Below are 24704 nucleotides of genomic sequence, written 5' to 3' on the forward strand. Positions count from 1 at the left end.
TCTTTTCCCAATGAGGTGGGGATGCAACTCATCGACGGATTTCGATGGTTTGCCCGGAGAAGCCAGTGGCTGGAGGTCGGGCTCTGGGCGGCGGGGATCGGGCTGGTCTCCAGCCTTCCTTACGGCGCTGGCTATCTCGCTGTGGGCCCGGAACGGCGGTTTATGGGCTTCGCCTTCAACGTCAGCGATCACGTGCAGTATTTCGCCTGGTGGCGGGCCTTTCAGCGGGGCTTTCTGGCTTCCAACCTGCTCACCCCGGAGCCGACGCCGCCCACGTATTTCAACCTGCTCTGGTGGCTCCTCGCCCGGGTTTCCCGGGTCGTCGGGTTGGGCTACGAGGCGACGTATCAGGGATTGCGCGCTCTGGCCATCCTGCTCGGGGTGGTCGTCCTGTTCCTGCTCTATCGCCGGGTGGCGCCCGCGCCCTCGAGGGCCCGGGCGATGCTGGCCATGGCGTTGCTGGGGAGCGGCTTCGCCTGGCTGCATCCCCTGGCCAAACGCCTGCAAGGGTGGATTCCCGTTCCTTCCCTGATGGCGCCTTATGTCCCTTCCATTGCGGAACCCAATACCTTCTTTTCCGCCGTCGCCTATCCCCATTTCCTGATCGCCCTGGCCTCCATCGCGGCCATTCTCTGGCTCGCCGTGGAGGGGATGGTGGCCGGCCGCTGGCGGGCCAGCCTGGGGGCCGGCCTGCTCGCGCTGTCCCTCAGCCTCCATCACACTTACGACCTGCTCACCATCGGAGCAGTCCTCGGCGGGCTGGTCCTGTGGCGCACGGCGGTGAGCCGTTCCGTCCCATGGCGCTGGATCGCCCATGCGGCCCTGGTGATGGGGATGGCCGCGCCCGGGGCGTTCTACATGGCCTGGCTGACGGGGCGGGATCCCACATGGCGGGAGGTGCTGGCCCAGTTCGTCAACGCCGGGGTGTTCACCCCGCCGCCCTTCCAGCTCCTCCTGCTTCTGGGCCTCCCGTTCCTCCTGGCCCTGATCGGCCTGGGGGATCCCCGACGCTGGCACGCCTGGACGCCGGTGGAGGCGTGGATGGGGGTGTGGTTCCTGGCCCATCTCCCGCTGGCCTACCTGCCCCTCAGCTTTCAGATCCATCTGCTGAACGGCTGGCAGGTCCCCATGGCGTACTGGGCGGTGCGCGGCGTTGAACGATGGACGCAACGGCGACCCGCCCTCACGTTCTCCCGGGCGATGCGGTGGGCTCTGCTCCTCTCCCTCCCCGCGAACCTGTATCTGCTGGGCTGGCGGGTTCTGGATCTGAGCCGGGGGCAGCCGCCTTACAGCCTGCATCGGGATGAGGTGGCCGCCCTGGACTGGGTGGCGGAGCACGGTTGCGAAGGGGGCGTGGTGATGGCCCCCGAGGCGGTGGGCGCTTTCGTGCCGATGTGGACGGGATGCCGCGCGTTTCTCGCCCACTGGACGGGAACTTTGCGGTTCTTCGAGCGGCGGGAGCAAACCCGGGCGTTCTACAGCCCGGCGATGGAAGAGGCGGAGCGGCGGGCTCTGGTGCAGCAATATGGGATCACTTATGTGATCGTGGGAGCTGATCGTGAGCGGGCGGATGGGGGGATCGAGGAAACGCCGTGGCTGGTGCCGGTTTTCCGGCGTCCGAACGCGAAGGTGCTGGCGGTGCGTATGAACGTATCGAGATCCCAACCGGATGGCCCGCGATGAAGCGATGGAAACCGGTTTGGGCTGGGGCGATCGGGATCCTCGGGCTCAGCGCCCTGGCCTTCTACCGCCTGACCCTCTACCCGCCGACATGGTTCGATGAGGGATCCCATCTGCACGTGCCCAAGGCGCTGGTCCGCTGGGGCGTCTATGCCGATTACAGCAGCGAGGGCTTTCGGTTCTCCGGGCCGATTTTCGGCGTGGGGCCCACCGTGCTGGTGCCGATCGCCGGGGCCTTCCGCCTCTTTGGGATCGATCTGTGGTCCGCGCGATGGGTTATGGTGGGCTACCTCCTGCTGGGCGTCAGCCTTTTCAGCGCGGTGGCCCGTCGCTGGGTGCCGGGGTGGGGGGCGGCCTTCGCGACGCTCTGGTTCACGTTCGCCCGCAGCCTGGATACGCTGACGCTGGGCCGCCAGGTGCTGGGGGAGGTGCCCGGGATGGCCTTTCTCGCCCTGGGGCTGATCGGCTGGGCCCGGATGGCCCGGGGCCAGAAGGGAGGGCTGATCCTGGCCGGCCTGGGCTTCGGCTTGGCCATGATCACAAAGAACCAGTGGGGGCTTTTCCTGATCCCGGCTTTGATCGCGATGGCCCTCCTGGGGAGGGGGTTCTACCGGGATCCATCGTGGGCGGGGAACCTGGTCGCCGCGGGGGTGGCCGTCGGGCTGTGGGGCGTGTGGCAGGGGATTCTGTGGGGGGCGCTGATCCCGGATCCGGCCCGGACCATGGGGGAATTGCGGCAGATCGCGGGGGGGAGCGTGGCTGCTTTCCCCTCGCCCCGCATGGGGGCGACGGCCCGAAGCCTGTTGACGGTTTTCGATGGCGCGTTGCTCCCGGTGGCCCTCTATGTTTTTGGAAAAGCCTTGCGGCGGGATCCGGAGGGTTATCGCTGGGGGCTGGTGGGGATCCTGGCTGCCACGAACCTGGGATGGCTGGTGGTGGCCTCCAATGGATGGTTGCGTTACGCCTATCCCGGCCTGGCCCTGCTTAGCCTGGGGACGGGGGGGATGCTCGAGGATCTGCGGAGCCGGGTGGCAACGCCGGCGCTCCGCCGGGCGTTGATGGGATGGCTGGCGCTTCTCCTGGTGGGTTCCGCCGGCGTCATCGTGGGCCGGGTTGCTCGACAGGGGGACGGCTCGGCCTTTGAAATGGCCCGATACCTTCGGGAGCATATCCCGGAGAGCGCCCGGATTGAGACTTGGGAGCCGGAGATGATGGTGCTGACCGATCATTCATATCATCAACCTCCTCAGGTTTTGCTGGAAGTTGCGGCGCAGTTCATCTGGTTGGGCGGGCCGCCGCCTGCTGCCTTCTATGCCTGGGATTCCGCCCGGCCCGATTACGTCCTGGTCGGTGCGTTCGGGCGGTGGGTGCAGCTGTATCGGGAGCTGGAGGAACACTGTCCGCGTCCGGTGGCGGCCTTCGGGCCCTATCGCCTGTATGCCCCCCGGGAATGCGCGGTCCCGCCTTCCGGGGAAGGGGGCCTTCAACCATGAAGCGAAGGCGGTTCTGGTTCGCATGGCTGGGGCTGCTCCTCGGGCTCCTCGCACTGGAGGCGGGGAGGCTGGCCCCTGCCTGGGGACAGGGCGCGGAGGTTCGGTGGGAGAAGCCGGTGCGGCTTTCCGATCCAGATCAGCTGGCTTGGTTCCCGGATGTGACCGCCAGCGATGCGGGGGATGTGATCGTGATCTGGTCCGGCGGTGCCCGACGGGGGCGGACCCGGTTCGATGCGTTGATGCTTTCCCGGCTCCGGCAAGGGTCATGGTCATGGCCAGTGGACATCCAGGCCGTCCCCATCGTTGGGAACATGAGCTATGCGGTTCGCAATTCGATCGCCCTGGATCAATATGGGGATGTGCTGGTGACCTTTCGGGTGCCGACGATCCTGTATTTCTCGAAAGCCTCTGCAGATCAGGCGACCTCGGCCCGGGCCTGGACGTCGCCCCGGCGGCTTAGTGGATCCAATGTGGCCTACTACAATGAGCTGGGCGTGGATCCCGAAGGGCGGATCCATGTGGTCTGGTCGGAGATCCGAGCAGCTCCAGCCTGTGAGGGATGTGCCGATATTTTTTATCGTTATTCCGACGATGAGGGAGAGACCTGGTCATCTCCGGTGAATCTTTCTCAGTCTCCCAGGCACGATTCCCTGAAGCCTCATCTCTGGATTGGTCGGGGGAGCTGGCTGTATGTGACATGGCAGGAGAGCGAAGGTCTCTTCGTGGGGGGCGGGAAGCCCGCCGGCGTGCGTCTCGCCCGTTCCCCGGACCGGGGCCGCACATGGCGGGATCCGATATGGATCACGTCGACCGTCGGCTCTCCCCAGCAGGCGGTGATCGGTGAGGATGGGCGCGGAGTCCTCCTGCTGATCTGGCGGATCGCAGAGGGGGAGGCGGTTTACTTCCAGCGATCTACTGATCATGGCGAGACCTGGTCCTCTCCGGAGCCGCTCCCAGGATTTCGGGCCCGCCCATGGACCCAGATTCCGTATGATGATTATGATGTGGCTGCGGACAGTCTGGGACGTCTTCATTTTGTAGGGGTCGGGGCGGTGGGGACGGCAGGCCAGTTGGGGGTCTGGCATCTCATGGGGGATGGGATAGGGTGGCAAGGGCCTTTCCTGGTCTCGGCCGATCGGAACTTCCCGGAGTGGACCCGTATCGCGGTTTCGGAAGGCCGCCGGTTGCACCTGGTCTGGTTCGAGCGGGATCCCGAGAACATGTATAACTCGGACGCAGCCCGCTATACGGTCTGGTATAGCACAGCTCTGACGGATGCCCCGCCGGTCTGGCGCACCCCGATCCCAACCCGCACTCCGACGCCTCTGCCCCCCACGCCCTCCGGGGTGCTGGCTCTTCCTTCTCCCACGCCGTTTATTCCCCGCGCGGTCGATCCGGCGCTGCCGGCCGGCCAACCCCGTCCGGACGCGGAGGCGATGCGTCTGGTGGGCCTGATCGGGGGCGCGATCCTTCTGCTCGGCGCCATCGGGGGGTGGGCGTTGCGGCGGCTTTCATGAGCTTCCCCGATCGGAGCGGCGATCGATGCGGATCCTGATGCTCACCCAGGTGCTGCCCTATCCGCTGGCCAGCGGACCGCAGATCAAGAGCCATTACACCCTGCGCTACCTGGCCCAGCATCATCGTGTCACCCTGGTTTCCTTCATTCGTTCCGACCGGGAGGCCCGGTTCGCTGAGGCGTTGCGGCCTTATTGCGAGGCCATTCACACGGTTATCCTCCCCCGCTCCAGGCTCCGGGATGGGTTCGCCCTCCTGCGGGCTGTGATCACCGGCGAGCCCTTTGTGATCACTCGGGATCATCGGCCGGCCCTTTATCGCCTGCTGGATCGACTGAATGGGGTCGGCGCTTTCGATGCCGTTCACGCCGATCAGCTCAACATGGCCCCTTATGCGCTCCGGGTGCGGGCCCGGCGGGTGCTGGACGCCCATAACGCCGTTTGGCGGATCGCCGAGCGGCTGGCCCGGGCGATGCCGGCGGGGCCATTACGCTTTCTGGCGAGACAGGAAGCACAACGCCTGAAGCGCTATGAGGGGGCGATCTGCCGGGCCTTCGATCACGTGCTGGCGGTGAGCGAGAGCGATCGGGAGGCCCTGGAGGAAGCGGCTGGCAGGGGACTTCCGGCCCTCATCATGCCGATCGCTCTGGATCCGGAGGACTTCCCGCCGGTTCCCCGGGAGCCTGGAGCGAAGGGCGTTCTGCATATCGGGGGTCTTCACTGGCCTCCGAACGCAGAGGGGATCCGGTGGTTCCTGCGGGAGGTATGGGGACGGGTGCGGGCGGCGGAGCCGGAGGCCCGGCTGTTCCTGGTGGGCGCTCGTCCGCCGGCGGATCTGCGCGCCTGGGCGGCCCGGGATCCCTCAGTGGTCGTGCCGGGCTTCGTGGCCGATCCCACCCCCTACTGGCGACAGAGCGCTGTGGTGATCGTCCCGCTCCACGCGGGGAGCGGCATCCGGGTCAAGATCCTGGAGGCCTGGTCCCGGGGGATGCCGGTGGTGAGCACCTCGATCGGCTGCGAGGGGCTGATAGCCCATCATGGGGAGAACATCTGGATCGCCGACGATCCAGAGGGCTTCGCTCAGGCCGTGGTGGCCATGTTGCGATGTCCCGAGGAAGCACGCCGGATCGGCGAGGCCGGCCGGGAGACCGTCCGGGCGTTGTATGACTATCGGGTGGCCTGTCGTCCCCTGGACGTGGTTTACCCGCCTTGATGGGCGCTTTCCTCGATCCGCTATGGGCGTACGACCCCGGCGCGGAGGAGGAGCGCCAGATCGGTGAGCCACGGGGAGTCCACGATGCGGATCTGATCTGGTTGTTCTACGAGGATCTGCGGGTCTCCCTGATACCAGTCGATCTGGCCGCGCACCCGGATCGCGGTGCCGGGCCGGATCATCTGCTCCGGCGGCAACGGGAAGCGATCCCAGTAGGGGCGCAGGATGCGAATTTTCAACGCGCCTTGATGTGGGTTCTGGAATCCCAGGTAAACGGCTTTCCCGTTGTTGAACACGAAGCGGATGACCCCCTCCACCTCCCCGACCTTTCCCACGTGCATCGCCGCGAGCGAAGCGGGGATCGGTCGATTCAGGTTCGGAGCGCGTTCGGCAGGCCTCTCCTTCTCCGGCCATGAGGTTTCCACGCGGGCGTCCGGAAGGCTTGGAGAGGAGCCCGAGGAGACCGAGAGCGGATCCCCGTGTTCCAGGGCGATCACTGCTCCGTCCGCGCTGACAAAGTAGATGGTGTTGTTGCTGATCACCCAGGCCGCGTATTCGGACCAGAACTGATCATATACTTTCCCCTGATTGTAGTAAATGTAGAAGCCTCCTGGGATCGTCCGCGAGTCGCCGTCTTGAGTTAAAAAGTCCGGGCAGTAGTGGCTGGGGCTGAAACCGCAGTTGCTGGCTGAGGTGATGATGTGCGGCAGGTTCTGAGTGGGGATCGGATTGCTTCCAGTGCCTCGAGAGGGGGAGCGATCCAGAATCTGGTGGGCGAAGCCGAACATCCAGTGAGCCCCGAAGATGGAATCCCCCGACATGGAAAGGTTGGCTTGCTCATCCGTAGGGAAGAAGGTGTTCTGCATGAAGCGAACATCTCCCGCCCGGTAGCCCGGGACCGTGGTGTCATCCAGCATCATCTCCCCCAGACGGGAATCGTAGCGCCCATCGCATGGGGATTGAAGACATGGGGATCCGCGCATGACGACGTAGGCGACCTCCTGACCATCCGGGAAACGCTTAACGACCGGCTGGGGGCCCATAGGGAGATAGCCGCCATCCCCGAACCCGCCGTGGCCTACATTGGCGATGAAAGCGGGAGATCCATCCGCCAGCCGCAGGGCCAGCAGGGCCTGATACTGGGGCTGGGCGGACAGCCCGCTTCGCATGGCAGCGTTATCGCCGGGCCATGGACTCCACGGCTTCCACATGGCCTCCCAATCCAGGCGCAGCTTGATGAGGACCAGACCATGACCCTCGGCGATCACCGGCCAGCCGTTTCGAACCTCCGCGTAATTGGAAGACGACCCGGGATCTCCGGGCTGGCGAGGGGTGGGCTTGACCCGCCAGACGCGGGATCCATCGGAGTTGCGGATGGCGTGCACGTAAAGATCCTGGGAGGCCACGACCACCAGGTCTCGGGAGGGGGAGTAAGCGGGCGGTGTGTGAACTGAGGAGCCAGCGTCATAGGACCAGAGCAGGGACATAGAGCTCTTGTGGATCGCGTAGACGCGGTTTCCCATGGAGAAGAAGACGCGATCGCCGAACAGGGCGGGTGGGAGCGGGAGATCGCTGGAGGCCCCGGTGGGGAACTGCCCGGTGATCTCCCCCGTGGCAGCATTCAGCCGGTAGAGGGTTCCATTGGTGGAGAGAACGAACAGGGAGCCGGTGTCTGCATCATAGGCCGGAGTGGAGTGAATCCGCGCCCCGCCAGGATTTCGGTTCCAGATCACCTGTCCGTTCATGTTGTCCAGGGCGAAGACACCCCGATCGCCGGCGGCGATGTAAACCCTCCCCCCGCCGGTGACCGGCTGGCTGTTGCGGGGAAGGCGGAATTTCCCCGGGCTCACCCGGCCCTGGGCATCCGGCCCGTTCCAGGCCCATTTCCAGCGCCATGGAGGGGGCACCACCTGGTTGGTGGAACTGGTTCGCTGGGCGTCGTGGGCATGTTGGGTCCATTCGTCTGTGCTGCTCATGGCGAACTGGCGGAACACCCCTGGTAGATACAGCCGGTAGGTTGCGGTCGCGGAAATTGCGAGGGAGATCCCCGGGAGCGTGGAGGTCGCATGGGCCGGAGGCGGGGAGGCCATCGATAATGGGAAGGCCGGCAGCGAGGAGGGAACCCCGGTCGCTTCCACCGTCGGCAAAGGAGAAGACATCGGTAGCGAGGGGCTCCCGCAGAAGGTCAACCCCAGAATCAGCATGCCCATCGGGATGCGATGAACCATCGGGGCTCCTTCAACTTCCAGTTGGGGTCAAACAAAAATCAAACCAACGACATGCTAACATTGTATCGAGGATCTGTCAATAGGGTATTCGAAAATCGGCCTGCGTGGGGTAGAATGAGTGATGGAAGTTCTGTCTGGAACCAGCGGACCTCAAAATCATGTCCTTGGTTCATCGAATCGGCTGAAGATGTCGGATCCCTGCATGCTGGCTTTCCGGTTTTCCGGGCTCCAGGTTGGAATCCGATGGCATAATGGATAGAGGGGAATGAATGGAGGGATTCGCCTCTCGCCTGTTCGAGCCGATCCCGGGCCGGCAGGTGGCGCTGGCGGAGGGGCCGGATTATGAGGCCCTGCTTTCCTGCGTCCGGTGCGCGCGCTGCCTTCCGGTTTGTCCGACTTACCAGGAGACCCTCCATGAGGTGCAGTCCCCCCGGGGGCGTCTCGCGCTCCTCCGGGCGGTGGAGGAGGGACGGCTGTCCCTGGATGAGACGGTGGAGGCGCACCTCTATCATTGCCTGGATTGTCGGGCCTGCAATACGGTCTGCCCGGCCGGGATCCCCATCGGGGAGCTGATCGTGGCCGGACGGGCGGCGGCCGCGGTCCAGCGTCCGCGCCCATGGTGGCTGCGTCTGCTCCTGGAGCGCGCCCTGGGCTCGCCCCGGGCGGCCGAATGGGCCGCCGCGCCCCTCCGCTGGGCCTGGCGCCTGGGCCTGATCCCTCTCGCCCGTCGCCTCTTTCGTTTCCTCCCCTCGCTGGGGGAGCTGCTGGATCTCGCCCCGCGGCCGGCCCGTCCGGTTCGAAAGGAGCTAACGCGCCGGGCCTCCCCGCCGGCGCCGCGCTATCGGGTGGGCTTCTTCCTGGGATGCGTGATGAATGCGGTGTATGGCGACGTCGTGCGCGCCAGCGTCCGCCTGCTGGAGCGCCTGGGGTGCGCCGTGATCGTCCCCCCGGATCCGGTCTGTTGCGGCGCGCCCCAGGACGATCAGGGCCTGCGGGAGACGGCGCGGCGCTTCGCCCGCCGGAACATCGCTGCCTTCGAGGCCCTGGGGCCTCTCGATGCCATCGTGGCCGACTGCGCAGCGTGCAGCGGCTTCCTCAAAGAATACGCCCATCTTCTGGCGGATGACCCGGATTGGGCGGACCGCGCGCGCGCCTTCGCCTCCCGGGTCCGGGATCTCACGGAGTGGCTGGAGGTGATCTGGCCGGAGGACCTCCAGCCGGTCGCTCCGGGGCTCCGCCTGACGTATCATGAGCCATGCCACCTGAGCCATGGGCAGGGGGTTCGGCGGCCTCCCCGGGCGCTGTTGCGCCGGCTGCAGGGGGCGACGTTCCGGGAGCTGCCCGACGCGACCCGCTGCTGTGGGAGCGCGGGCATTTACAACCTGACCCATCCGGCGATGTCCCGCCGGCTGCTGGAGCGGAAGATGGCCGATATCGCTGCCACCGGCGCCTCCGTGGTGGTCACCGCGAACCCGGGATGCATGCTCCAGCTGGAGTGGGGAGCCCGTCGATCTGGATCAGCGATCCAGGTTCGCCATCTCTCTGAAGTCCTGGATGCCGGGCTGTCGGTTCAAGAAAGGAGGGAGGGATGGGGCGCTGGGTGATCCCGCCGGAAGTCCATGGGAACGGCCGTTTCCTGATCCCCCGCCGCGAGTTCATCCCTGCCTATCTGAAGACCTATGAAGAGGGCCGTCTGAAGGAGAAGGTGGAGGAGGCCCTTTCGCACCTGGGGCCCTCCTGCCGGGTGTGCCCGCGTCTGTGCAAAGGGGTGGACCGTCTGGCCAATGCCTTCGGGGTCTGCCGGGTGGGGCGCTACGCCCGCGTGGCCAGCGCGTTCCCGCACTTCGGGGAAGAGGACGTCCTCCGCGGCTGGCGTGGATCAGGCACCATCTTCTTCTCCTGGTGCAACCTGCGCTGTGTCTTTTGCATGCCGCCGGACACGATGGTGATGACGGAAGAAGGGCCGCTGCCGATCCGTGAGATCTTTGAGCGTGGCGAGCGGGAGCTGGATTATGCAGGAGGTCAGGTGCGCTTCTTCGATCAATCCCTGAGGGTTTTCACCCGGCATTCCCGGCTGGCATGGGTGAGCAAAGCGTTCCGACATCCCTATAAAGGGGATCTGATCCGCATCGAGCCTTATTATGGCCCTCCCCTGCTTCTGACTCCGAACCATGAGGTGTTTGCGGTTCATCCCTCCGCCCCGCATCAGGTGCTCAGGGTTCGAGCCGATCAACTGACCGGTGAGCACTGGCTTCTGGTTCCCAAACGAACTGGATTTCAGGCGATGGAAATCCTGGGGCTCCGGGAGCTCCTTTCAAGGGAGGAAGGATCGTTCCGCAAGGCAGTGCCCCGGCGTTTGTCCGTAACAGATTTGAGCGCACTCTTCGCTCAGCCTCTGACCTCCAGGGACCTGGCAGGTTTGACTGGCTATCATCCTGCTTATCTGCGTAAGCTTCGAGGAATGTGGCGACGCGGGCGCTTGAATCCTGGGACGGAGCTCTCCACAAGCAACACTCTGGTTGTAGAAAAAGGGAAAATTCGCTTTCAGACAGAGAAGCGCCCAGGGATACCGGAGCGTATTCGATTGACTCCCGATCTTGCCTGGCTTCTGGGCATATATTGTGCGGAAGGACATGTGTCCAAGATTCGAAATCGTCCTCATGCTTATCGATTAGTTTTCTCGTTTGGCCTTCATGAGAGGGAGCTGGCTGCCCGTGTGGCCAAGATCATCCAACGTCGATTCGGCATCCGTCCTCAATACGTTGAGCGGCGAACCACTGTTACAGTGGAGGTCGGTAAAACCTCGCTTGCCCTGTTATTCTACCATCTATGTGGCAATAACTCGAAAAACAAAAGGGTTCCTTCAATCATATTCTTGTCTTCAGAGGCCATAATGCAGTCTTTCATGAATGGCTTGCTGGCGGGAGATGGTCATCGCGAGCGCTCTGATGAGGTCCTGACCACAACGTCCAGGAAGCTTGCTTTCGGTGCCTTGGAGATAGGCTTTCGTCTCGGATATTTCCCTTCTATTTACCAATGGGAACCACAACCGATTAAACAGATTGAAGGTCGATGGGTGCAGCCATCCCCGGTATACATAGTCAAGCTTCCGAAAAAAGGACGAAAGCGTGGCTTTTGTAAAGATGTGGGAGATTTCTATCTGGTTGCTATACGCAAAATTGAGACCAAGAAATACGATGGATTTGTTTATAACCTGGAGGTCGATGATCCCGATCATTCTTATGTTGCTTCGTTTGTTGCAGTCTCAAATTGCCAGAACTATGAGGTCAGTCAGCTCGGGGAGGGAGAGGAGTTAACGCCGAAGGAGCTGGCCCGGCTGATGATCCGACTTCAGGAGATGGGGTGCCATAACATCAACTTCGTCACCCCGGAGCACGTAGTGCCGCAGATCGTGGAGGCGCTCCCGTATGCCATCGAGATGGGCCTGCGGGTGCCTCTCGTGTATAACACCAGCGCCTACGACAGCCTGGAGAGCTTGCGGGTGATGGAAGGGCTGGTGGATATTTACATGCCGGATTTCAAGCTGTGGACCCCCGAGCGGAGCCGGAAGTATCTGCTGGCGGCGAACTACCCGGAGGTGGCCCGTCAGGCGATCGCCGAGATGCACCGCCAGGTGGGCGAGCTCCGGGTGGATGAGGAGGGCCTGGCGGTGCGAGGGGTGCTGGTGCGCCACCTGGTGATGCCCGGCCTTCTGGATGAAACCCGGGAGATCATGCGGTGGCTGGCCGGGCTCTCGCGGGACACCTACGTCAACCTGATGGATCAATATTATCCGGCCTGGAAGGCGAAGACGGATCCCCGCTATGCGGAGATCAACCGGCGGGTGTTCCGTCGGGAGATGGAGGAAGCTTTCCGGATCGCGCGGGAGGCCGGCCTGTGGCGCTTCGATGTCCGCTGGCGGCTGGTGATCCCCCGTATGGAGTGGATCGCCATCGAGTGACCCGCCTTCAAAGGGGCGGCGCGCCCCCAGCGAGGCACCAGGGCCTGGATCTTCCCGCTCGAAAACCCATGGGGGATGGAGCATCGCGATGGCCGCAGAGATGGTTTCAGCCAGCGAGCGGGTGGTGGGCGTTCGGTTCCATCCGGTCGGAAAGATCTATCACTTCGACCCCGGACCTTATGCGTTGCAGGTGGGCGATTGGGTGATCGTGGAGACCCCGCGGGGCAAGCAGCTCGGCAAGGTGGTCTCCATAGGGATGCCCCGCAGCGGCCGGATCGAGGGACCGCTGCGGCCGGTGGAACGGCCGGCCACCAATCGGGACCTGGCGATCCGCAAATACTGGGAGCGCAAGGAGATCGAGGCCCTGGTGGTGGCCCGGGACCACGCCCGCCAGCTCGGGCTTTCGATCAAGATCGTGAAGGTGGAGATCTCCTTCGATGGGAAGCATATCTCGTTCCTTTATCACACCGAGGAGAAAGTCAATCTGGAGCCTTTGCGACAGCGGCTGGAGGAAGCCTACCGGGGACGACAGGTGGAGCTGCGGTTGATCGGCCCACGGGATGTGGCCAAGATCGTCGGCGGGATGGGAGCATGCGGCCTGGAGACCCGATGCTGCTCCCTCTTCCTGACCGAATTCAGCCCGATCTCGATCAAAATGGCCAAGGAACAGGGCCTTTCCCTGAACCCGGAGGACATCACCGGCATGTGTGGGCGGCTTCGGTGCTGCCTGATCTATGAATACGAGCAATACGTTCGAGCGAAACAGGAGCTGCCGAAGAAGGGCAAGGCGGTGATGACCCCCCATGGGGAAGGCGTGGTGGTGGAGGTGCTTCCCCTGAAAGAGGCCGCCCTGGTCCGCGTGGGGGATCAGCTCCACGAGGTTCCCAGGGATCAGCTCCAGCCCCTGGATGAGCTGAAAGCGCTCCAGCAGAAGGCGGAGAAGCCATGCCACAACGGGGAGAACTGCACCTGCGGTCGGCGCAATGGAGGGAACGGGGAGAACTCCGGATAGCGAGCGCCTGCGGGTGGGGATTCCGCCTTGTGGGGGCTGGGTGGGGGGGCGAAGGCCCGCCGTCCAGCCCGAAGACCCTTTGGATGAGGTCCAGGAATCGGTGATGGCGACAGCGGACGTGGTGATTTGCGGGGCGGGGATCGCCGGGATCTCCGCGGCCTATCATCTGAGCCTCCGCCAGCCCTCCCTTCGGATCCTCGTGATCGATCGGGCAGCGCCTCTCGGTCTCACCAGCGATAAATCGACGGAAGCCTATCGCAACTGGTGGCCCGGTCCGGATGACGCCATGGTCCGTCTGATGAACCGGAGCATCGATCTCCTGGAGGAGCTGGCCCGATCCGGTGAGAACGCCTTCCGCATGAACCGTCGGGGTTACCTCTACGCCACCGCCGATCCCTCCCGGGCGGAACAGCTTCTCCAGGCCGCCGAACAGGCCGCCCGGTATGGCGCCGGCCCGGTCCGCCGGCGCGCAGGTTCCCCCTCGGATTCCCCTTATCTCCCATCACCGCCTGAAGGCTTCGATGGGCTGCCTGACGGCGTGGATGTGTTCCTGGATCCTCAGGAGATCCGCCGCCGCTTCCCCTATCTCTCCGAGCGAACCGTGGCCGTCCTGCACGTTCGCCGGTGTGGCTGGTTGAGCGCTTACGGCCTGGGCATGGGGCTTTTGGAGCAGGCGCGGGCTCGCGGGGTGGTGTTCCGCACCGCGGCGCTCCAGGCGGTTGCGGTGCGAGGGAACCGTCTCCAGGCGGTCCGGCTGGCTTTCCCCGGAGGCGAGGAAACGGTGAGTGCCGGATGTCTGGTCAACGCGGCAGGCCCATTTGTCGCGGATGTGGCCCGGATGATGGGGGTTGAGCTGCCGGTCTTTTGCGAGCTGCACCGGAAAGCCATGTTCCCGGATGTGGAGCGGGTGATCCCGCGGGACGCGCCGCTGGTGATCTGGGCGGATCCTCAGCGGTTGCCGTGGTCGGAAGAAGAGCGGGAGCTGCTGAGGGAGATGGGGCGTTCGGAGCTGCTGGAGGAGCTGCCCGGGGGTGCCCATCTGCGGCCGGAGGGGGGCGCAGAGAGCCCCTACGTGTTGATGCTCTGGCCCTATGCGGCACAGCCGGTCGAGCCGATCTTCCCGCTCCCGGAGGATCCCCTGTTCCCGGAGGTGGTGCTGCGAGGCCTGATGACAGCGATCCCCGGGCTTCAGGTCTACCGGGCCCGTATGCCCCGCCCCGTTGTGGACGGAGGATACTATGTCCGAACGCCGGAGAACCGGCCGCTGATCGGCCCGATGCCGGTGGAGGGAGCCTATCTGATCGGCGCGCTCTCCGGTTTCGGCATTATGGCGGCGATGGGGGCAGGGGAGCTCCTGGCCGCCCACATCCTGGGGGAGCCGCTTCCGGACTACGCCTCCGCCTTCACCCTGGATCGCTACGAACGCCCCGATTACCGGACGCGCCTCAACGCATGGGGGGAGACATGGCAGCTGTAGCATGGACCCACACAGCTGTCATTGCCCCGTAAGGCGGAAAACAGGAGGGCGATCCACCCGGCGAGGGCCAGAAGGATCCCGCTGTCGACGATCCCGAAGGGATGCCGGTGATTCAATAAAGGCTCATTGCCCCTGCAGCAGGACCTCCACCGCACGCTGCAGCTGAGGATCCACCCCTCCGGTTTCCGCTCCAGGCTCTGCCTTCACCTCGATATCCGGCTTCAATCCTTCCCCGTGGATCGCCCGGTTGCTGGGCGTGAACCAGCGGGCGATGGTGACCCGTAGCTCGGAGCCGTCGGAAAGGGTATGGACGAGCTGCACAGATCCCTTCCCGAACGTTCGCTCGCCGATCAGTCGGGCCCGACCGCGATCCTGCAGAGCGCCGGCCACGATCTCTGTGGCGCTGGCGCTTCCGGCGTTCACCAGCACCACCATGGGGATCTTTTCCCCGATATCGCCGCTCTTGGAGCGGAACACCCGCTCCTCGCCGTCCTTCGTGCGCTCATAGGCGATCACTCCCTCGTCCAGGAAGAGATCGGCGACTTGAATAGCCTGGTCCAGGAACCCCCCCGGGTTATCGCGCAGGTCCAGGATGAGGCCCCGCGGGTTCTGGGCCAGCAGCCCTTTCAGTTGCTCCTGGAGCTGACGGGTCGCCTGGGCGCTGAAGTCGAGCAGCCGGATATACGCGATGTTTTCAGGGAGCATGCGGGCTTCCACAACGGGGATGGTGATGCGAGCCCGGGTGACGGTGACCCGGAGGGGTTCGCGCTGCCCAGGGCGTTCAATGGTGAGGGTCACCGAGGTGTCGGCCGGGCCCCGGATCAGCGCCACGGCCTCATAGATGCTGTAGCCGACGATCGATTGCCCGTTGACTTCGATCACCAGGTCCCCGGCCCGGATGCCGGCCTTCTGGGCTGGGGAGCCCTCGAAGACGCGCACGATCTCCAGTTTGTTGTCCCGGTTCATGCGCACCAAGGCCCCGATCCCTTCAAACTGCCCCGAAGCGTCCTCCTCCAGGATCCGGGCGATCTTGGGTTCGATGAAGGACGTATAGGGATCCCCCAGGGTCTGCAGGGCGCCCCGCACAGCGCCGTAGACCACCGTCTGGGGGGCAGGGATCTCGCCGTAATATTCCTCCTGAACCAGCTTCCACGCTTCCCAGAAGATCCCGAAAGCTTGCTGGAGATCCTGGGGCGGCGCGGCTGGCGTGGTCACCGCCGGCGCGGCGGACCGGGTCCGGGAAGGCGCTGGGTGCATTCCCCATGCGACGGCGAACCCGCTTAAAAACGCGGAGCCGAGCAATCCGGTCGCCAGGATAGCGAATAGAAGAAGGTTTCCTGCGCGTCGGAGCAAGCTATTCACGGTCAGCCTCCTCATGTCAGTTAAAAACCGAATTGAGGCGATGGATCTTGTCGATGCGACGGACCGCTGGTATAATTGCTATGGCCTTGCCCGGGTGGCGGAACAGGCAGACGCGGCGTCTTGAGGGGGCGCTGGCCCTTCAGGCCGTGCGGGTTCAAATCCCGCCCCGGGCACCAGAACCCCGGCCCCCTGCCGGGGTTTTTATATATCCTCGAGTTTCCCACGGGCGCAAATCCACGGCTTCCTCCTTCCCAGGGCTCGGGAGATCCCCTGATCGGCATGCTCGTCTATCCTTTCAGGGCCCCCGCGAGCAACCCGCGCAGGAAGAAGCGGCCCAGGAAGATGTAAACCAGCAGCGTAGGCAGGGCGGCCAGCAGCGCGCCGGCCATCTGGACATTCCACTCGACGATCTGGCTCCCCGCCAGGTTCTGCAGCGCCACCGTGATCGGCTGCTGAGCCGGCTTGTTGGTCACCGTGACCGCAAAGAGGAAATCGTTCCAGATCTGGGTGAACTGCCAGATGGCCACCACGGCGAATCCAGGCTGGGAAAGGGGGAGCATCACCCAGCGATAGATGCCCAGCAGAGAAGCCCCATCGATCTTGGCGGCCTCCACCAGCTCCCCGGGGATCGACGCGTAGTAATTGCGAAAGATGAGGGAGGTGATGGGGATGCCGTAAACCACGTGGACCAGGATGAGCCCCGGTATGGAGCCGTAGAGGCCGATGGACTGAAGGAAACGAACCAGCGGGATCAGGATGCTCTGATAGGGGATGAACATGCCGAAGAGGATGACCGGGAAGAGGAGCTCCGAGCCTCGGAAGCGCCACCGGGCCAGGATGTAGCCGTTGATGGAGCCGATGAAGGAAGAGATCACGGTGGCCGGGATCACCAGGTAGACGCTGTTCATGAAGTTCGGGGAGAGCTTTTCCCATGCCTTGGCGAAAGCGGCCAGCGAGGGCTGGGTCGGCCAGTTCCACATGCGCGTCAGATCCGCCTCGGCGAAGCTCTTCAGGCCGGTAAGGAGCAGCACATAAACGGGCAGCAGATAAAAGAGAGCTAGCGCCCATAAGGCCGCGTAGATCCCGACGCGTCCCAGCCTCATAGCTCGGTCTCCCGGCTCAGACTGTAGCGAAGGTAGGGGATGATCAGGGCGGCGACAGTGAGGAGCATGATGGTGGCGATCGCGGCTCCCTGGGCGAAATGGTTCCCCCGGAACGTGGTTTCAAACATGAAGTAGGCGGGCATGTCTGTGGCGAACCCCGGGCCGCTGCCGGTCATCGCCACGGTGAGGTCAAAGATCTTGAGGGAGATATGCCCCAGCACAATCAGAGCGCTCAGGGTGACCGGCCGGAGCAGCGGCAGGACCACATGGCGATAGATCTGCCACTCGCTGGCCCCATCCACCCGGGCGGCTTCCCGCAGCTCCTCCGGGATCCCCCGCAGGCCGGCCAGATACATGGCCATGGTAAACCCGGAAAGCTGCCACGTGGCGGCGATCACCACCGGGATCAACGCCACCGGAAGCCCCACCTGAATCGCCCCCGCCTTCACGCCGAACATAATGGTAGGATCCGTGAACCAGCGCGGCAGCGGTCCAGAGTAGCCCACATATTTTAAAAGAAGATTGATGCCGGTTTGGGGGTTGAACAGCCATTGCCATGCGATGCCGGTTACGATGAAGGAGATGGCCATGGGGAACAGGAACACGCTGCGGAAGAACGTCTCCCCCTTCACCCGCTGATCCAGCAAAAGGGCGGCGAAGAAGCCCACCCCGATCGCCCCCAGTAGGAAGAGGGTCGTGAAGACCATCACGTTGCGGATGTCCGCCTGGAACCGTGGGGTTTGAAACAGCCCGATATAGTTTCGCAGGCCGACGAACGTGTAATCCGGCAGCACATCGTTCCATCGGGTCAGCGAGATGTAGACGGTCCACCCGATGAACCCGTAGACGAAAATCAGCACCGCGATCACCGAGGGGGTGAGCAGGAGAACCGGCAGCGCGCTCTCCAGGCGCCGCCGGATTTCCCTCGCGGCATGCAGCCATCGGGGAACGGGAACCGTCCGTTGCGCGACCCGGGGCGCGCCGATGGTGGGAGCCGGATCCTGAGGGCGCTTCTCCATCCTCGCCTCCTCCCCATTTGCTCGATCCGCGCCATGGACGCTGCGGATGGCTTCGCCCATTTACCGGGATTCTGAAAAGGGGTCATCCGCCTTTTCAAGGGTTCGGGGCCCATATCCGGCTTCATAGCTGGGCGAAGCATCATCTTGACTGCAAGCGTGCGCTGGAAATTACGGCCAGCCCCGATCGGATAAGCGTCGATGATTTGATATGATTATAGTCTGAGATGGATGTCGTCTGGAATCTTTCACGCGGCGTTCCGGGATGTGGCTTCGAGCGCTCAGCCTGACTCAGTTTCGAAACTACGCGCGGCTCGAGTGGCGATTGGAGCCGCGGGTGATGATCATTTACGGCGGGAACGCCCAGGGGAAAACGAACCTCCTGGAGGCCATCGCCTATGCGGCCATGGGGCACTCGTTCCGCACCTCCAGCGATCGGGAGCTGATCCACTGGTCGGCCTGGCAGGACCCCATGCCGTTCGCCCGGGTGATCGCCGAATTTATGCGGAAGGACGGCCCGGTTCGTCTGGAGCTCACGCTGGTGGCGGAGGGAGGCATACCCTCCCGCCTGACCCTCACGCCAGAGGCCGCCTCCATCCGCAAGCAGGTGCGAATCAACGGGGTTCCCCATCGGGTGCTGGATCTCTTCGGACAGGCCGCGGTTGTCCTGTTCACCCCGCAGGATGTCGAGGTGGTGGGGGGGCCGCCGGCGGAGCGGCGGCGGTTGCTGGATCTCCTGATCGCCCAGACCTCGTCAGCCTTCGCCCGGACGCTAACCGCTTATCAGCGCGCCCTCGCCCAGCGCAATGCGCTGCTCCGCCAGCTCCAGGAGGAGGGCGGCGACCCGGCGCAGCTGGATCTATGGGATGAGGCGGTGGCTCGCTATGGGGCCCCGCTGATGGATCAGCGGGCCCGCGCCCTGCGAGCCATCGCCCGCCATGCCGAGGACATCCACAAAGCCCTCAGCGGGGGGGAACCCATGTTCTTGCGATATGTGCCCGGCCTGGATCCCTTTCAGGCGGAGGGTCAGATGGCGCTGGGAGGGATGACGTGGGGGGAGACCCTCCCGGAAGACGAGTTGCGGGAAGCTTTCCGGCGCGCTCTGCTTCGTGAGCGCGCGCTGGATATCCGGCGGGGGACCACCCGGATCGGCCCCCATCGGGATGATCTGCGGTTCGTTGTGGACGGGGTAGACCTGGGCCTTTATGGTTCTCGCGGGCAACAGCGCACAGCGATCCTGGCCTTCAAGCTGGCGGCTGCCCGCTGGCTGGCTTCTATCTTTCAGGAAAGCCCCGTCCTGTTGCTGGACGAGGTCATGGCGGAGCTGGACGGGGAGCGCCGGCGCTATCTGCTCCGAGCCCTGGAGGATGTAGAGCAGGCTATCCTGACCACCGCGGATCCTATGCTCTTCGAGCCGGAGTTCCGGGAGCGGGTTCGCCGCTTTGTGGTGCAGGCCGGGTTCCTCCGCGAGGCGCATTAGCGCCTCGATGCGAATGGGGATAAGGTAGGGGCAGGGGCCGCGCATTCGATCTGAGCTCTTTCGTGGGGTGCAGGCCGCTGAAGGCCGCTCCCCACCCTTGGAGATCCCCATCGGGCAAAGCGCGACCGGATATGCTTCGAATTCCCTGGCCGGTTTACCTGTATGGCATCCACGACCCGGGCCCGTGGCGAGAGCGGTTCCGCACGGCCGGCATGACCGGTTGGGTGGTTTTCGAAGAGACCATCGGGGCCGATCCGGGGGATATGAGCGGGCGCGGTTCGACCTACCAGTCATGGGCGGAGGCGGGATTCGGGGTCATCGTTGTGCTGAACTACGGCCGATATCCCAACGGCACGCTTCCGACCTCTGACCGCTACGAGGCCTTCGCCCGGCGTTGCGCCCGTTTCGTCGCGGCATCCCCGGGCGCCCACATCTGGGTCATTGGGAACGAGCCCAACCACCCGCAGCAGCAGCCCGGCGCCCGGGTGGATCCCTCCGCCCGGCGCCTCGAGGCGGCCGAGTGGATCACCCCGGAGCGCTACGCACGCTGTTTCCGGCGATGCCGCGAGGAGATCCGCAGCCAGCCCGGCCACGAGGAAGATCTCGTTATCCCCGCCGCTGTGGCGCCCTTCACCGCCGCGCTCCGCTATCCCGGGAACCCCACGGGCGATTGGGTGGTTTACTTCCACGATGTCCTGACGGCGATCGGGGAGGATCTGGACGGCATCGCCCTTCACGTCGCCAGCCAGAGCCCGGACCCGCGTTCCATTGCGGATGAGGACCGCTTCCCCCCACCCTATGAAGCCCGTCGTCGTGGCTTCCGCGCGTATCGCGATTTCATCGAAGCCATCCCTCCCCATCTGCGCTATCGGCCCATCTTCATCACGGAAGCCTCCATGGGGGACCAGGAGGGGCATCCGATCCCCTGGCCGGATGCGGATACAGGGTGGATCTCGGAAGCTTATGCGGAGATCCATCGCTGGAACGCGGAGATGCCCCATTCTTGCATCCGGTGCATGATCCTCTATCGCTGGCGGCGGGTGGATCCCTGGTTCATGGAGGGCAAAGAGCGTTTGCTGGACGATCTGGATCGGGCGCTGGCGGCGCGCTTCCGCTGGGATGCAGGGTTCCAGCGCTATCCCCGGGCGATCGTCCGTCAGGAAATCCGGCCCTGCGATCGCCCGGGCGGAAGGATGGAGGGAGCTTCCCTTCCAGAGGGCCTGGCCGGTGTGGCCATCGCCTGCACGGAGGATCGGGAATGGTATGCGTGGCTCCATCCAGAGACCGGCCGTCATGGGTGGCTGCCCCGCGATGCCCTCATCCTCCAGGGGGATCCCCAGAGCGTCCCGCTGTATTCGCCGGGCCCCATTTTCCTTTCGCTGCGACGGCCCGCGGCGCTTCGCATGGCCCCGTCCGCTCATGCTCCGGCCGTCCTGGAGCTTCCAGAAGGCCAGCGGGGGGTGGCCCGGATGGCCACCGCGGATCGAGGGTGGTGGCAAGCCCAGTTCGATGCGCATATCGGATGGATCCGGGCCATCGATGCGAACGTGGAAGGGGATCCGCGGGCCGTGCCCATCGTCCCCCGCCCATGGACCGACGCGGATCTCCAGCGTCTCAACCTGTCCCTGTTGTGGGTGGAGCCGATCCTTCACCGGCGGAAGCCTTCGCCGTGGCCGCGGCGCCCTCTGGAGGGGATCCGCTGGCTGGTCCTGCATCCCCTGAGGGTTCCAGGGGATCTGTCGCCGGAAGCCCTGGCGGCCTTCCTGGTCGAGCAAGGGGGACAACCGGGATTCCCCTATCATTTTTACATCACGGCCGATGGGCAGATCTTCTGGACGCTCCCTCTGGAAGCGATGACCGGTCATGCGGGGGGATATGGGCGGGTGAGCGTGGGGATCGGCCTGGCAGGATGGCGCGCGGATCAGGATCCTGCCCCGCCGCAAATCGAGCAAACCGCTCGCCTCTGCGCGTGGCTCCTCGCCCGTCTTCGGCTGGGGCCCTCGCAGATCCAGGCCATCGAGGAGCTCTTCCCGGGGGGAGCTCCATTCGGGGAGGAGTCTGGGATCCGATCGGCTCTGGAGCGCGTTCGTCATGTCCCCCTCTACGCCGCGAAGATCCGGGAGACGGCTCGCCGGATCCTGGAAGAAGCCCGCATGCCGGTGCCCGGGGTGCCGGAGCCGGCGTGGCGGGATCTGACCGGAAGCCTCCCCACCCGTTCGGGAACCGCTTTTCCGCTGCGCCCGTTAGGGCACATCCGGAGCCTCATTCTGCATCAGACGGGGACGGAGGCGGGGATCACCCCTCTGCAGATCGCCGCTTACCAGGTGGAGCGGCTCGGGATGCCCGGGGCGAGCTATCACTTTCTGGTGGACGCCGAGGGGATCCTGTATCGGATCCACCCGCTTGCTGTGGCGGTTTCTCATATGGCAACCGATAACGTGACAACCGTCAGCGTCGGGTTGATCGGGGATTTCCGCCAGCGCCCTCCGGGCGAGCGCCAGCTGACCGCAACGGCCCAGCTCATCGCCTATCTGCTGGATCATCTGGGATTGGGGATCGAATCCGTGAAGGGGCACGAGGAGCTGGAGCCGGTGCCATGTCCGGGAGGGTGGCGGATCGGGGCGGCGTGGCGGGGGATGCTGATGGCCCAGATCCAGGCGATCCTTCGGCTTCATCGCTTTCGCTGAGGCCTCCGATGGAATGGCAGGGGATCCTGGCCGCGTTGTTTTCCGCGATTCTACTGGGTGGGGCGCCGATCCTGGCCAAGCGGGCCTACCAGGCGGGCGCGGATCCCACGGCGGTGGTCATCCTGCGCACCGGGCTGGCCGCCTTGGCCCTCTGGGCGCTCTATTTGCTTCACCCTCGCTGGCGCCGCTATCTGTATATCTATCCGGTCGGTCTGCTGGGCTGTCTGGCGGTGGGCTTCACCAACGCGCTGGGGTCGGTTTTTTACTATCTGGGCCTCTACCGCCTGGACGCGGCTATCGCGCATCTGATCTATTCCATGTATCCCATCCTGGTGGCCGCGATGGGCCGTCTCAACGGCGATCCGATCCCTGGCCTGACCCGTTTGCGGATGCTGCTGGCGAGCCTGGGCCTTGTTCTGCTGTTAGGCCGCCTTCAGGGTGTGCCGGATCTCTTCGGCGTGCTTCTGGTGCTGCTTTCCAGCGGCTTCTACGCGCTCCATGTGGTGCTCAGCCAGCGGGTCCTGTATGAGATGCCGGCTCAGACCCTCACCCTCTACGCCCTGACGGCGATGGCGGCCTTCACGCCGGTGGCCGGATGGGTCTTCGGGAGCCCTCATCCCGCTGTGCCCTCAGGCGCCATGGGGCCGATCTTCGCGATGGCGGCCGTCCTGATGCTCTCGCGGCTGGGGATGTTCATGGGGGTCAAGCGCCTGGGGGGGACCCAGACCGCCCTGCTGACCGTGATGGAGATCCTGGTCACCGTGGCCCTGGCGGTGGGATGGTTGGGAGAGCGCCTGATGCCGGTTCAATGGGCCGGCGCCTCGTTGATGATCCTCAGCATCCTGCTGGTCCTTCGGGAATCCCCTCGCGCGCCCCTCCCGCGCTGGCGCATGCCCCTTCTTCCCCCAGCGGATTAAGTTCAGGTGGAAGAGGCCAGCGGCGTAGCTCCTATGAGGAGGATTCGCCCGGATCCGGAGGGGTCAGCGGGAGCTCCAGGCGCAGGGCGGCCAGGGAGAAGGTCGGCTCGACCCCCAGCTCCCTGCGCAGGCGCTGCCGGAAGCGCTCATAGGTGCGAACCGCCAGCGCGCGCTGTCCGAGGGCCCAGTATCCCTGAACCAGCAGCCTGCAGGCGGCCTCGTGGTAAGGATCCCGCTCCAGGATCCGCTGCGCGATGGGGATCACTTCCTCCCAGGCGTTCCGTGCCGCCAGGGCCTTCGCGACCTGTTCGGCTGTGCTCAGGTAAAGGGCCGATAGATACTCCCGCTCTGGACGTTCCGGGGCGAGGCCATCACCCCGCCGCCGGAGGTGGGGATCTTTTGAGGGGCTGGATGGCGGACTCATGGTAATATGGGAGACGGGAGGGGAATCGATAAAGCCTGCCCGGCTGCTTCCCCGGAACAGAGAGGATCTCAAACCGAAGGGGACGTGCATCATGGCGGTTCGTGAGCGGGTTCGGTTTGGGGAGGCGAAGCAGTTCATCGGGGGCCAGTGGACGGACGGCGGGACGCCGATCCCGGTTCGGGACAAATACACGGGGGAGGTGATCGGGACGGTTCCAGAGGCCCGGCGGGAGGACGTGGAGGCGGCGGTGGCGGCGGCGCAGGAAGGCGCGAAGGCGATGGCCGCTCTGCCGGCCTGGCGGCGGGCGGAGATCCTGCGAGGGGCGGCGGAGCGGATCCGGTCGCAGAAAGAGGAGTTCGCCCGGCTGATCGCCGCCGAGGCGGGGAAGGCGTTGAAGTGGGCCCGGGCCGAAGTGGAGCGGGCCATCTGGACCTTCACCATCGCCGCAGAGGAAGCCCGGCGCATCGAGGGGGAGGTGATCCCCCTGGACGCGGTGCCTGCCGGGGAGGGGTACTTCGGGTTCTACATCCGGCGGCCGGTGGGCGTGGTGGCCGCCATCACGCCGTTCAACTTCCCGCTGAACCTGGTGGCGCATAAGGTCGCGCCGGCCCTGGCGGCGGGGAACGCGGTGGTGTTGAAGCCGGCCAGCGCCACGCCCCTGACGGCCGTGAGGCTGGCCCAGGTGCTGGAGGCCGCCGGCGTCCCGGCGGGGGGCTTCAACCTGATCTTCGGGCCCGGGGGAACCGTCGGGGAGTGGCTCGCGGCGCACCCCGGCGTGGCGAAGGTGAGCTTCACCGGAAGCCGCGCCGTGGGGGATCGACTGACGCGGGTGGTGGGAATCAAGAAACTCACGCTGGAGCTGGGCAACACCACGCCGGTGATCGTCGCCGAGGATGTGAAGGATCTGGATTGGGTGGCGCGGCGGCTGGCGGTGGGGGCCTTCTACAACTCCGGCCAGGTCTGCATCTCGGTCCAGCGGATCTATGGCGTTCGGAGGATCTTCGAGCCGCTGGTGGAGACCTTCAGCCGCGCGGCCTCAGAGATGGTGGTGGGGGATCCCCTGGACGAGCGGGTGGATGTGGGGCCGCTGATCGACGAGCGGGAGGCCATGCGGGTGGAAGGGTGGATCCAGGAGGC

Annotated in this window: 17 protein-coding genes and 1 tRNA gene; 13 read left to right on the forward strand and 5 right to left on the reverse strand. The window is 65.0% G+C overall.

The annotated features are described in order from the left end of the window. Positions 1 to 21 precede the first annotated feature (21 nt). From VAE54_RS05645 to VAE54_RS05660, 4 genes are read left to right on the forward strand one after another with little or no spacing between them, the layout of a single operon-like run. Positions 22 to 1683: a hypothetical protein gene (locus VAE54_RS05645; protein ID WP_322800967.1), complete on the forward strand. Its 1662-nt coding sequence runs from the start codon at positions 22 to 24 to the stop codon at positions 1681 to 1683. Beyond that, a complete protein-coding gene (locus tag VAE54_RS05650; RefSeq protein WP_322800968.1) occupies positions 1680 to 3173 on the forward strand; it encodes an ArnT family glycosyltransferase in 1494 nt (497 codons plus the stop codon). Before VAE54_RS05645 ends, VAE54_RS05650 begins: the two co-directional genes overlap by 4 nt. Further along, positions 3170 to 4690, forward strand: coding sequence for a sialidase family protein (locus VAE54_RS05655; protein ID WP_322800969.1), 1521 nt, complete (start codon positions 3170 to 3172; stop codon positions 4688 to 4690). The genes VAE54_RS05650 and VAE54_RS05655 overlap by 4 nt, the downstream gene beginning before the upstream one ends. 25 nt (positions 4691 to 4715) lie before the next feature. Further along, positions 4716 to 5900, forward strand: coding sequence for a glycosyltransferase (locus VAE54_RS05660; RefSeq protein ID WP_322800970.1), 1185 nt, complete (start codon positions 4716 to 4718; stop codon positions 5898 to 5900). A gap of 20 nt (positions 5901 to 5920) precedes the next feature. Here VAE54_RS05660 and VAE54_RS05665 read toward each other — a convergent pair whose 3' ends face one another. Then, the gene (locus VAE54_RS05665) at positions 5921 to 8128 is read right to left on the reverse strand and encodes a PQQ-binding-like beta-propeller repeat protein (protein ID WP_322800971.1); all 2208 of its coding nucleotides are present in this window, start codon (positions 8126 to 8128) and stop codon (positions 5921 to 5923) included. Between the two features lie 269 nt (positions 8129 to 8397). On the opposite strand from VAE54_RS05665, the gene VAE54_RS05670 reads away from it, so the two are divergent. The 4 genes from VAE54_RS05670 to VAE54_RS05685 all read left to right on the forward strand — a co-directional run bounded on the left by VAE54_RS05670 (position 8398) and on the right by VAE54_RS05685 (position 14578). After that, complete coding sequence (locus VAE54_RS05670; protein WP_322800972.1) at positions 8398 to 9732, forward strand: (Fe-S)-binding protein; 1335 nt, start codon at positions 8398 to 8400, stop codon at positions 9730 to 9732. Next, on the forward strand, positions 9717 to 12089 hold the full coding sequence (locus VAE54_RS05675) for a hypothetical protein (protein WP_322800973.1): 2373 nt from the start codon (positions 9717 to 9719) through the stop codon (positions 12087 to 12089). The genes VAE54_RS05670 and VAE54_RS05675 overlap by 16 nt, the downstream gene beginning before the upstream one ends. A gap of 88 nt (positions 12090 to 12177) precedes the next feature. Beyond that, positions 12178 to 13101: a regulatory iron-sulfur-containing complex subunit RicT gene (locus VAE54_RS05680; protein ID WP_322800974.1), complete on the forward strand. Its 924-nt coding sequence runs from the start codon at positions 12178 to 12180 to the stop codon at positions 13099 to 13101. Positions 13102 to 13204: 103 nt separating this feature from the next. Then, positions 13205 to 14578: an FAD-dependent oxidoreductase gene (locus tag VAE54_RS05685; protein WP_322800975.1), complete on the forward strand. Its 1374-nt coding sequence runs from the start codon at positions 13205 to 13207 to the stop codon at positions 14576 to 14578. 123 nt (positions 14579 to 14701) lie between these two features. Here the strand turns inward: VAE54_RS05685 and VAE54_RS05690 are convergent, their stop codons facing one another. Further along, on the reverse strand, positions 14702 to 15940 hold the full coding sequence (locus tag VAE54_RS05690; protein ID WP_322800976.1) for a S41 family peptidase: 1239 nt from the start codon (positions 15938 to 15940) through the stop codon (positions 14702 to 14704). An 88-nt stretch (positions 15941 to 16028) separates the two neighbouring features. Between VAE54_RS05690 and VAE54_RS05695 the strand changes: the two genes are divergently transcribed. Next, positions 16029 to 16116, forward strand: a tRNA-Leu gene (locus VAE54_RS05695). A gap of 111 nt (positions 16117 to 16227) precedes the next feature. Here the strand turns inward: VAE54_RS05695 and VAE54_RS05700 are convergent. Next, a complete protein-coding gene (locus VAE54_RS05700) occupies positions 16228 to 17043 on the reverse strand; it encodes a carbohydrate ABC transporter permease (RefSeq protein ID WP_322800977.1) in 816 nt (271 codons plus the stop codon). After that, positions 17040 to 18062 (reverse strand): sugar ABC transporter permease, encoded by a 1023-nt coding sequence (locus VAE54_RS05705; protein WP_322800978.1) that lies wholly within the window; start codon positions 18060 to 18062, stop codon positions 17040 to 17042. The genes VAE54_RS05700 and VAE54_RS05705 overlap by 4 nt, the downstream gene beginning before the upstream one ends. Positions 18063 to 18324: 262 nt before the next feature. Between VAE54_RS05705 and recF the strand changes: the two genes are divergently transcribed. The 3 genes from recF to VAE54_RS05720 all read left to right on the forward strand — a co-directional run bounded on the left by recF (position 18325) and on the right by VAE54_RS05720 (position 23143). Then, positions 18325 to 19539, forward strand: coding sequence for a DNA replication/repair protein RecF (gene recF / locus VAE54_RS05710; RefSeq protein WP_322800979.1), 1215 nt, complete (start codon positions 18325 to 18327; stop codon positions 19537 to 19539). A gap of 131 nt (positions 19540 to 19670) precedes the next feature. Beyond that, positions 19671 to 22226: a peptidoglycan recognition family protein gene (locus VAE54_RS05715; protein ID WP_322800980.1), complete on the forward strand. Its 2556-nt coding sequence runs from the start codon at positions 19671 to 19673 to the stop codon at positions 22224 to 22226. 8 nt (positions 22227 to 22234) lie between these two features. Next, the gene (locus VAE54_RS05720) at positions 22235 to 23143 is read left to right on the forward strand and encodes a DMT family transporter (RefSeq protein ID WP_322800981.1); all 909 of its coding nucleotides are present in this window, start codon (positions 22235 to 22237) and stop codon (positions 23141 to 23143) included. 31 nt (positions 23144 to 23174) lie between these two features. Here the strand turns inward: VAE54_RS05720 and VAE54_RS05725 are convergent, their stop codons facing one another. Continuing rightward, entirely contained in the window at positions 23175 to 23567 is a 393-nt protein-coding gene (locus VAE54_RS05725; protein WP_322800982.1) for a bacterial transcriptional activator domain-containing protein, read from the reverse strand. 91 nt (positions 23568 to 23658) lie between these two features. Between VAE54_RS05725 and VAE54_RS05730 the strand changes: the two genes are divergently transcribed. Further along, positions 23659 to 24704, forward strand: a 1046-nt coding sequence (locus VAE54_RS05730) for an aldehyde dehydrogenase family protein (RefSeq protein WP_322800983.1), incomplete at its 3' end; no start/stop codon positions are given.

The sequence above is a fragment of the Thermoflexus sp. genome, assembly GCF_034432235.1.
Classification (GTDB): Bacteria; Chloroflexota; Anaerolineae; order Thermoflexales; family Thermoflexaceae; genus Thermoflexus.